The following is a 10,541-nucleotide window of genomic DNA, read 5'->3' on the forward strand; positions in this document are numbered from 1 at the left end:
TCTAAATCTATTTAGAGAAATGAAAAATCTAAAATATATAATACCATCAAAACATATAAAATATGTTTTGGTATTGCTACTACTCATAGTTAATAGCAGCACCTTAATTGCACAAGTTTCTCCTGAAGAACGACAAGCCTTAATAGATTTTTATACGAGTACAAATGGGGCAAACTGGAAAAATACTGTAGCCAATAATAAACCTTGGTTAATCAATGATCCCACCTCTTTGGTTAGTTCCTGGTATGGAGTGACAGTCAGTAACAATCGGGTAACGAAGCTTAGCCTGTCTAAAAATAATGTAACCGGGACATTGCCGAATTCAATTGGTAATCTGTCTAATTTGACACAACTCATCCTTAGTTCCAATGAAATAGGGGGAACATTGCCTACAACTCTGGAACAAATGACTGGTTTAAGAGGAATTCATATAAGTAATAATAATTTTTCTGGAACACTCCCTGTAGTATCATTAAAAAAGATCCCCAATTTATCGCACTTATATTTCGATAGAAATAATTTCACCGGAAATATCCCAACGGAATTAGGACAATTGAGCAACCTGCTATATATTAATCTGGGGAATAATCAGTTTACCGGAGGGATCCCTGTAGAACTTACACAGCTTTCAAAACTTTCTTCTCTCTATTTATCCAATAATCAATTGACAGGAAATATCCCAACAGAAATAGGGCAGTTAACTAATTTAGGGAATCTGGGGCTATCAGGAAATCAATTGACAGGGGTGATTCCAGAGAGTATAGGATCTTTGACTAAATTAGGAAGGGTATCATTGGATAATAACCTGTTAACAGGATCAATCCCTACAACAATAAGTCAGCTAGTCAATGTAAGGCAAGTAAACTTTTCCTCTAATCAATTATCAGGAGTACTCCCTTCTGCTTTAGGACAGTTAACAGCATTAGAAAATTTATTTCTCAATGACAATCAGTTAACTGGAAGTATTCCTGCGGCTATAGGGCAATTAACCAGATTGAAGTTTTTAGGGATTAGAAATAATCAACTTTCGGGAAGTATTCCTGTAGAGTTAGGACAATTAAGTAATATAGAAAATATCCATCTGCATAAAAATCAGCTGACAGGATCAATTCCCGAATCTTTTGGGCAATTGGTTAAACTGAAAGCCTTATATCTATATACAAATAATCTTTCCGGGAAAATTCCGACAAGTATTACTACCCTGCCAAGCCTTACTAATCTAGGAATTTCAGGGAATAAATATGTGTTTTCGGATTTTGAAACTGATTTTTTAACAATTAAGACAAACATAGCAAGCTTTACTTATAATCAACAAAAAAAGGCAGATATAGAAGAAACCTTAAACGTTGTTCCAGGAGGAAGCATTATATTAAGTTCTAATGCATTTACCAGTCCTAACAATACATATCAATGGTATAAGGGAAACCGAGCTATTGCAGGAGCCACGAGCAAAGAATATACAATTACAAATGCTAAAGATACAGATGCAGGGATCTATAAATTGCTTGTTAGAAATACGGTTATAGATAAACTTTTTATTTATAGAAATGATATTACACTTACAGTAACAGCTCAGGATGCATGTGGAGTTTCTGCTATAGAAAAGCAAGCTTTGTTAGATTTTTATACTAGTACAGGAGGAGCAAGCTGGACTAATTCTACTACAGGAAATAGACCGTGGAGCTCTAATACACCTGTCTGCGATTGGTTTGGAGTAACAGTAGAAAATGGAAAGGTTACTAAATTATCCTTAGTTAATAATAAGCTAAAAGGTCCAATACCAGCCTCATTTGGAGATTTGACAAATCTTACTTTTGTGAATTTAGCGATTAATCAACTTTCAGGAGAACTCCCCGTTTCTGTGGGTAATCTAACAAATGTACATACATTTACGGTTGAGCGGAATGCTATTACAGGAACCATTCCGGTATCCATAGGAGATATGGTCTCATTAAGAAGTCTGAATCTGGGATCCAATCAATTGTCAGGAACCATTCCTCCCGACCTTCAGAAACTTACAAATCTTACGATACTAAGTTTATTCAGAAATTCATTGACAGGGTCCATTCCAGCAGAATTAGGAAATCTGATAAATCTGGAAGCACTTAATTTATTTAGCAATCAATTGACAGGAACAATTCCTGCTTCTATCGGAGGATTATTGAAACTAAAAAAATTAATGTTATACATCAATCGATTAGAAGGACCGCTACCTCCTGAGTTAGGGAATATGCAAGTTCTGGAAGAACTTCACTTAGAACGAAATGTGATAACAGGTGCTATTCCAATAGAGTTAGGAAATATATCTTCATTACAATATGCAAACCTTGGAAATAACAACCTAAGTGGAAGTATTCCTAAAGAATTGGGGAACCTACTAAACTTAAAAGGCTTATACCTCTTCTGGAATCAATTAGAGGGAGTGCTTCCTGCGGAGATAGGGAATTTAATAAATTTAGAAGTTTTAAGCCTTACACGAAATAGATTATCAGGGAGTATACCTGTTAGTATAGGACAATTACCTCGTTTGAAAAATGTAGGAATGGGAATCAATAAGTTCTCAGGAAATATTCCTTCCGGTTTCTCGACACTTGCTTCTTCAAAAATATTAACTTCATTTAGTTTTGAGAATAACGATTTTATCTTTAGTAATTTCGAACAGGAGTTCCCGGCATACCAATCTAACTTAACTACTTTTTCGTTTCAGCCGCAAGCAAAAGTTGATCTGACAGAAACTCAATCGGTGATCGTTAATAATACAATAGTTTTAACAAGTCAGGAGCTAACTAGTACGAATAATAGTTATCAGTGGTATAAAGATGGAGTACTTATCCCAGGAGCAACAAGTAAAGAATTAGTAATTGCGAATGCCAAAGAGACTGATGCTGGAGTATATCATTTTACAGCGACTAATACGATTATTACTGGATTGACACTCACACGTAATCCCATTACATTAACTGTAAATCCAGTTGGTTCTTGCGTAGTCTCTGAAGCGGAAAAACAAGCATTAATTGATTTGTATAACACTACGAATGGAACTAATTGGACTCATCGTACGAATTGGCTGACCAATGCACCGGTTTGTGATTGGTATGGAGTGACAGTAACCAATGGAAAAGTAACAGAATTAACACTAATCAGTAATAACCTTGTTGGAGAGATTCCTTCTTCTATTCGGGGATTGACTCATTTAGTAAAATTAGACTTAGGGACGAATCAATTAACAGGAACAATTCCTTCTACTATAAATCAATTGAGAAATCTGGAGTTTTTATCATTTAATCAAAATGATTTATACGGGGAAATTCCTACATCAATAGCAGATATTAATACCTTACGATCGTTATACTTGGGGCATAATAAATTAACAGGTACGATTCCTGATTTGATAGCTCAATTAAAAGAACTTAGGTATTTACACTTACAGGGGAATAAATTAACAGGTACGATTCCTGCTGTTCTATCAACCTTATCCAATCTTACGGATTTAAACCTGTATAGTAATGAGTTAACCGGGGTAATTCCTTCTGAGTTAGGTCAATTAAATAACTTAAAAACATTACACCTTGATAATAATCAATTAACAGGAGAAATCCCTGTAAGTTTTGGAGGGTTATCTAGTTTAGTAGACCTTAATTTATACAATAATATCCTAACAGGAAGTATTCCTGCAGAGTTGGGACAACTTTCAGCATTACAATCTCTGTATGTTTACAACAATCAACTATCAGGAGATATACCTGCAGAATTAGGACAATTAGTACAGCTAAAAGCATTAGATATCCACGGAAACCAATTATCAGGAAAGCTTCCGGAAAGTTTCATGCAGCTAAGTAGTTTAGAATCATTATGGGTTCATGATAATCAGTTCTCAGGAACTGTTCCTGCTGCAATAACTACCTTGCCAAACCTTCGGTTATTTAATATGTCTGGAAATCAATTTGTGTTTTCAGATATAGAGTCAGAATTTACAGCATACACCTTAATGCTAGGTTCAGGGTTTGTATACATACCGCAAGCCAAAGTCGATGAAGAAGAAACTTTACCAGTTATAGCAGGAGAAAAAATAGTATTGGGAACACAGGAATTGAACAGTATTAATAATCAATATCAATGGTATAAAAATAATGTAGCTATTCCAGGAGCAACCAATGCAACTTTAGAAATAGCTGCTGTTAGTTCTGGTGATGCAGGAATATATCATTTTACAGCTACCAATACGATTGTACATGATTTAATCTTAGAACGCCACCCGATAGAAGTAACGATTAGTTCTGATCCTTGCTCCGTTTCTGCAAGGGAAAAACAAGCACTTATTGATTTTTACAATCTTACCGGAGGGAATGCCTGGACGAATACTACAAATTGGTTGACAGATACTCCAGTATGTAACTGGTATGGGGTGACCGTAGAAAAAGGAAAGGTAACAGGAGTAAATTTAGCAGTAAACAACCTGACAGGAAACATTCCTGATGTAATTTCAAACCTGACGTATTTGAGACAATTAGATATATCAGGAAATCAATTGACAGGAGAACTTCCGGTTACTTTGAGAAAACTTATATATATAGAACAGTTACTGCTTAATACAAATGCTTTAACAGGAAATCTTTTCCCTGAAATCGGGCAATTAACCAAGTTAAAGACACTTCAGGTAGCCAACAATCAATTAACAGGAGAAATTCCTTTGACATTTAATCAATTAATTGGGATAGAGATAATTGACTTAAGTAATAATATGTTATCAGGAGGAATTCCTTCAGGAATGAACCAACTACTTGGATTACAAAACATAGATATTTCGGGGAATCAGTATATATTCTCAGGATTAGAACCAGAATTTGTAGCATTGCAAGCACAATTAGGAGCAGGTTTTATTTATGCTCCACAGGCTAAAGTCGATGAAGCATCTACGCGTTCTGTAGCGATTGGAGAGACGATTACCTTGACTACAAACACTCTAACCAGCATTCATAATAGTTATCAGTGGTATAAAGATGATATCATCATTGCAGGGGCAACCACCAAAGAGTATGTAATTCCTACAGCAACTGCATCGGACGCCGGATTATATCACTTTACAGCTACTAATAGTGTAGTTACGGGGTTAACATTAACCCGATATCCGATACAAGTAGAAGTAGGAACTTCCTCTTGTGAGATTTCAGCCGAAGAACGTCAGGCATTAATTGATTTTTATCAGGCTACTAATGGAGCTAACTGGGCTAATACAATAGCTAATGATAAACCATGGAAGATTAATGACCCAACATCTAAAGTCTGTGACTGGTATGGAGTAACTGTTCGTAATGGAAGAGTAAGTGGAATACGATTGGAGAACAATCAAGTAATAGGAACATTTCCTCCTTCCATATTTAAGTTAAAAGCGTTAGAAGAAATCTGGTTGATGAGCAATCAGCTTTCAGGGATACTTCCTGATGAAATTATAAACTTACGGGAACTACAAGTTTTGAACCTAAACAATAATAATTTAGAAGGGGATATAGTAGCAGACATAGGAACGCTTCCTAACCTGAAAAGGCTGTTTTTATCAAATAATAACTTTACCGGGAACATTCCGTCTACATTAGGACAATTGACGAATTTAGAAATACTGGGATTAGACAGTAACCAGTTATCAGGAATATTGCCTGCTGGTTTGGAACAATTAGTAAATCTAACCGGAGTTACCATTTTCGATAATCAATTTATCTTTTCAGGAATAGAACCAGAATTTGACAGGTTAAAAACAAAGTTAGGTACAGGCTTTATCTATGCACCACAAGCCAAGGTAGATGACGTAGTCTCCAAGACAGCTGTAACAGGCATTCGTTTAATACTAACATCAGATGTGCTAAGTAGTCCCAATAATACATATCAATGGTATAAAGATAATGTGGCAATTCCTGGTGCTACTGCAAAAGAACTAGTGATAAATAGCGTGAGTGCCAGTGATGCCGGAGTATATCATTTTGAAGCTACTAATACCGTGGTTACCGGATTAACATTGTTGCGTAATCCAATAACGATCTCGGTAGAGCCGGCAGATAGTTGTGGAGTATCTCCGGAAGAAAAACAAGCTTTGATCGATTTTTATCAAGCTACAAATGGAGTTAACTGGACAAATCGTACACATTGGTTATCACCTACGGTACCAGTTTGTGATTGGTATGGTGTTACGGTGATTAATGGAAAAATCATTGAACTTTCACTACCTAAAAATAATGTTTCAAGAACTATTCCTGCTGCTATTTCAGGCTTACAGTACCTTACACGGTTACGATTAGATGACAATAAACTATCCGGAAATATCCCGACAGCTATTGGAGAGTTATCCAATTTACAGGAAATACAATTTTCCTGGAATCATTTGACGGGAGAGATTCCCTCTGTATTGGGAGGGTTGATGAACCTAAGAGTGCTGGAGGCGATGGGGAACCAGCTTACCGGGGAGATTCCTTCAGCTTTAGGCACTTTGACAAATTTAGAACGATTGAGTTTATATCGTAACTTATTAAGAGGGACGATTCCGGTTGAGTTAGGGAACCTGTCAAAATTAAAATACCTGTCACTTAGTGATAACCAGTTAAGTGGTAGTATTCCGGTTACATTAGGAAATCTGATGCAATTGAGAGAGCTTAGTTTATTTAGAAATCAACTTTCAGAAACAATACCAACACAGTTAGGGCAACTAAGCAACTTACAGCATTTATATTTGAATCACAATCAGTTGTCAGGGAGCATTCCTGATACTTTTAGAAATCTTACGAATCTTCAGTTTCTATGGCTAAGTGATAACCAGTTGAGCCATACTATTCCTGGCACCTTGGGAAGCTTGAGAAAACTACAGGATTTTAAAGCAAATAATAATCTGCTTTCCGGAATAATTCCTCAGGAATTAGGAAATGTAATAAGCCTTAAGTACCTGGAGTTAGCAAACAATCAGCTGTCAGGTCCAATACCTTCCTCTTTTGGAAGTCTGACACACTTACAGCAATTATACCTTAGTAATAATCAGCTTTCAGGAAGAGTTCCTCCAGCTTTAAGTCAGCTGGCTAGTCTAAAACATTTAATGATTGATAGCAATAAATTTGTTTTTTGGAATGTAGAACCAGAGTTTACGGCGTATCAAACAAAGCTTACAAGCTTTTTATATATACCACAGGCAAAGGTTGATAAAAGAGAATATCATAGCATTTATGTCGGAAAAGATATCACTTTTAGTAGTGAAGCATTGATTAGTGCCAATAACAGTTACCAATGGTATAAAAATGGAGTTGCTATTGCCGGGGCGACTAATAAAGACCTGATTATTACGAATGCGACAGCAGCAGATGCAGGAGATTATTACTTCACCGCTACCAATAGTATTGTTACAGACTTAATATTGACACGTCATACCATCACGTTGGCTGTTATTGTACCGAATTGGGATACAGTCCAATCATTTTGTAGCTCCGAAAAAACACCCACAGTAAGTGATTTGGTATCTCCTATTGTTAATACTCCGGTTGTAAGCTGGTATACAACACAGACAGGAGGTGTCGCACTTCCAGGAACCACTTTATTAGATCCTGTTGTTTATTGGGCAGAAGGGAATACAGCAAACCCCAGAGTTGGAGTGAAAGTAAACCTGAATGAAGGAGCTCCGGGGAATGAGGAGACAGAAGGGTATCAGGAATTTTCAATTATTTCGAATTCGAAAATAAAAGATCTTCAGATTACCGGAACTTCCATTACATGGTATTCGACCCCTACAGCAGGAACACCATTAGATGTAAATGCCCTTTTAGAAGATGGGAAATCATATTACGCACAACAGGGAACGGCAAGTTGTAGGTTTGAAGTTGTGGTAGCAATAAAAGTTCAGGATCCAGAAGGAGATGGGTGGCAGTATTTCTGTAAATCAGTTAATGCTACCGTAGCAGATCTTAGTGCCAGATATACGCTTTTGCCCAATCATACATTGCTATGGTATAAAGGAGCGACAGGAGCTGAAACATATGCTCTTACAGAAGGATTGACTGATGGAGGAATTTATTATGCAGTACAAAGAGATCCATTGCAAAATGAAAGTGCCAGACGAAAAGTAGTAGTCTCTATTTTTGATGTTCCTCCTCCGGTAGTCACGAATACACGGCAAACTTTTTATACCAATGAAACAGCAACTGTTTCGGACTTAATAGCTGTAGGGAACAATATTATATGGTATGATGCTGCTTTTGGAGGAACCGCCTATAATCCTACAGAACATTTGGTACATGGACAAACCTATTATGCAGCACAAACAACGATCAATTGTAATCCAGAGGATATCGGTTGTTGTGTGAGCTCATTTAGAGAAGCTGTAACCGTGTCGATATTGGATGAAGTACCACCTTCTTTGATAGGTTGTGAGCGATTCAGACCACAACCAGGAGCGCATTATGTAATTAGCGCCTGGGTGAGAGAAGATGGGCTAAAAGCGATTGACCCGGTGACTAAAAACTTTAGTGAAGTAAGTGATGTATTTGTCAAGTTATTAAACCATCTGAAGGATAAAGTCATTGAAGGAAGTCATATTCCACAAAAATATATTCCTAATCCGGAGAGCAGAGAGTTTGATGTACTCATTCCTTTTATAAAAAATGCAGTAGATAAAAATTTAACAGTATATGATTTTACGTATGTAAAAGGAAGCCAGCATGAAGATAATTTAGGACGTCCTATCGGACCGGTTCGAACCATTGGGTTTAAGTTTTCTTTGACTCCGGGAAATGAACAATATCCTCAGTTCTTATATCGCACACCGCTAATCAGAAGTTATGCAGATGAGGAACATCGCTACCCATTACGTCATAATCCGACACTAGTGCTAAACTTTACAGATGCCTCTGTTTGCGGAACGAATTTTTGTATGACCTCGTCTTTTAAAATTGATGGAGGAGACCTATCCTATAACAGGACGAATATTGTTGATAGAGGCATTGTTTCCTCTGCGATAGTACCGAGTATAACGACATATACATATATTCCTGATCCAGCATATCAAGTAATGGATTATGCCAATTCTCTATTGAGATTGCGTTATCGCAATCAGGATGGAGTAGATATTGTACCACCTGATAATGCAGCTATAGAGTTTATGCCTAAAGGAGCTATTGTAGATGGATGGCAGCGAATCACAGCAGATTTTACGATTCCTGTAGATGCAGTAAACATGCAGATCCATTTAGAGAGTAGAATCCAGGGGAATAGTACAGAACAATTGAATGTCTATTTTGATGATATACGAATGCATCCTTTCGAAGGAAATATGAAGACCTTCGTCTATGATCCAATCACTCAACGATTAAAATCAGAATTGGATGAAAACAATTATGCAACCTTCTATGAATACGATCAGGAAGGAGGACTGATTCGAGTGAAAAAAGAAACAGAAAGAGGGGTCTTTACAATTCAGGAAACCCGCTCAGGAAATATAAAGCGAAACCATTAAAACAAAAGCCTGTAGAAACTGATTCAAGAAGAATTTTTGATCAGTTTCTATAGGACAAAGGAACCACATAAACACAATGAATAATTTATCTATATATAAAATCCTGCTTATATGTTGTATAGGGGCTATACAACTCGGGCATTCACAAAATACGGGAGTAAAAGAGCTCTTAAATAAAGCCTTAGCATTTTATCAGTCAGAAGAACAATATCAGGTGGATATGACGTATACCATGTATCAGGGACTGACGGGAAGTAAAGCTACAGAATCTTACCAAGGAAGCATTATAAAAAATAAAGCAGTATCTCAGATAAAAATGCTGAATACAGATATACTTCAATTCCCGGAAGGACAATTAACCATTAATCATACCGAAAAAACAGTTGTGTATACGATTCCGGAAATATCTTCTATAGAAAGACAAGTAGTACAGCTTAATACGCTGATGAAAAATTATACGCAGGGAAAGACTACCGAAAAAGGAGACGTCATTTTATGTGAATTGACAGCTGATTCGCAATCCAATCAAAATCCATATAGCAGAGTAATACTACATATTAATAAAAATACATATCGCTTGGAGAAACAAGAATTGTTTTTCTCCAGACTGATTCCTTTTGTAGGAGATAGAGGAGTAAAGAAACTGGATCATGGTCGTCTGATCATCACTTTTGAGTATTCAGAAGGCGTTTTGTCAGAAGGAATAGATATCAAAGATTATATCGTTATAAAGTCATCTGAAGATGTTTTCCTGACTGGAGATTATCAAGAATATCGTTTAATTAATCGTTCACACTAAAAAGGAGTATTCATGGGAAAAAGAATTCATCATCTATTTGTCTGTTGTATCTTTTTATTCTTTATAGATTCGGGTTATAGTCAGTATAAAGTTATTTATGATCCGTCAGTTATCGCTGGAGCAATCAATTCAGGTACTGGATTAGAGTTTCGCCCAGATCTGAGTATGTTCAGTAGTGGAGTTACGGTCTCTTCCGGTACTGATTTACGATTATCTGTGGCTTCGGATCAGCCTCCTTATGGATGGTTTAGTTATGAGGTT

Annotated in this window: 3 protein-coding genes; all 3 read left to right on the forward strand. The window is 36.6% G+C overall.

The window, feature by feature from the left end:
* Positions 1–19: 19 nt before the first annotated feature.
* Positions 20–9,481, forward strand: a complete 9,462-nt coding sequence (locus tag ACFSTE_RS08220) for a leucine-rich repeat domain-containing protein (protein WP_378258441.1) — start codon at positions 20–22, stop codon at positions 9,479–9,481.
* A 76-nt stretch (positions 9,482–9,557) separates the two neighbouring features.
* Positions 9,558–10,280, forward strand: a complete 723-nt coding sequence (locus ACFSTE_RS08225) for a hypothetical protein (RefSeq protein ID WP_378258443.1) — start codon at positions 9,558–9,560, stop codon at positions 10,278–10,280.
* Positions 10,281–10,292: 12 nt separating this feature from the next.
* Positions 10,293–10,541: hypothetical protein (locus ACFSTE_RS08230; protein ID WP_378298065.1), on the forward strand; the 249-nt coding region annotated here is incomplete at its 3' end.

The organism is Aquimarina hainanensis, from assembly GCF_042684685.1.
Classification (GTDB): Bacteria; Bacteroidota; Bacteroidia; order Flavobacteriales; family Flavobacteriaceae; genus Aquimarina; species Aquimarina hainanensis.

Coding starts and splice junctions, on each gene's coding strand:
- ACFSTE_RS08220 (WP_378258441.1), top strand. CDS start 20: ATGAAAAATCTAAAATATATAATACCATCAAAACATATAAAATATGTT.
- ACFSTE_RS08225 (WP_378258443.1), top strand. CDS start 9,558: ATGAATAATTTATCTATATATAAAATCCTGCTTATATGTTGTATAGGG.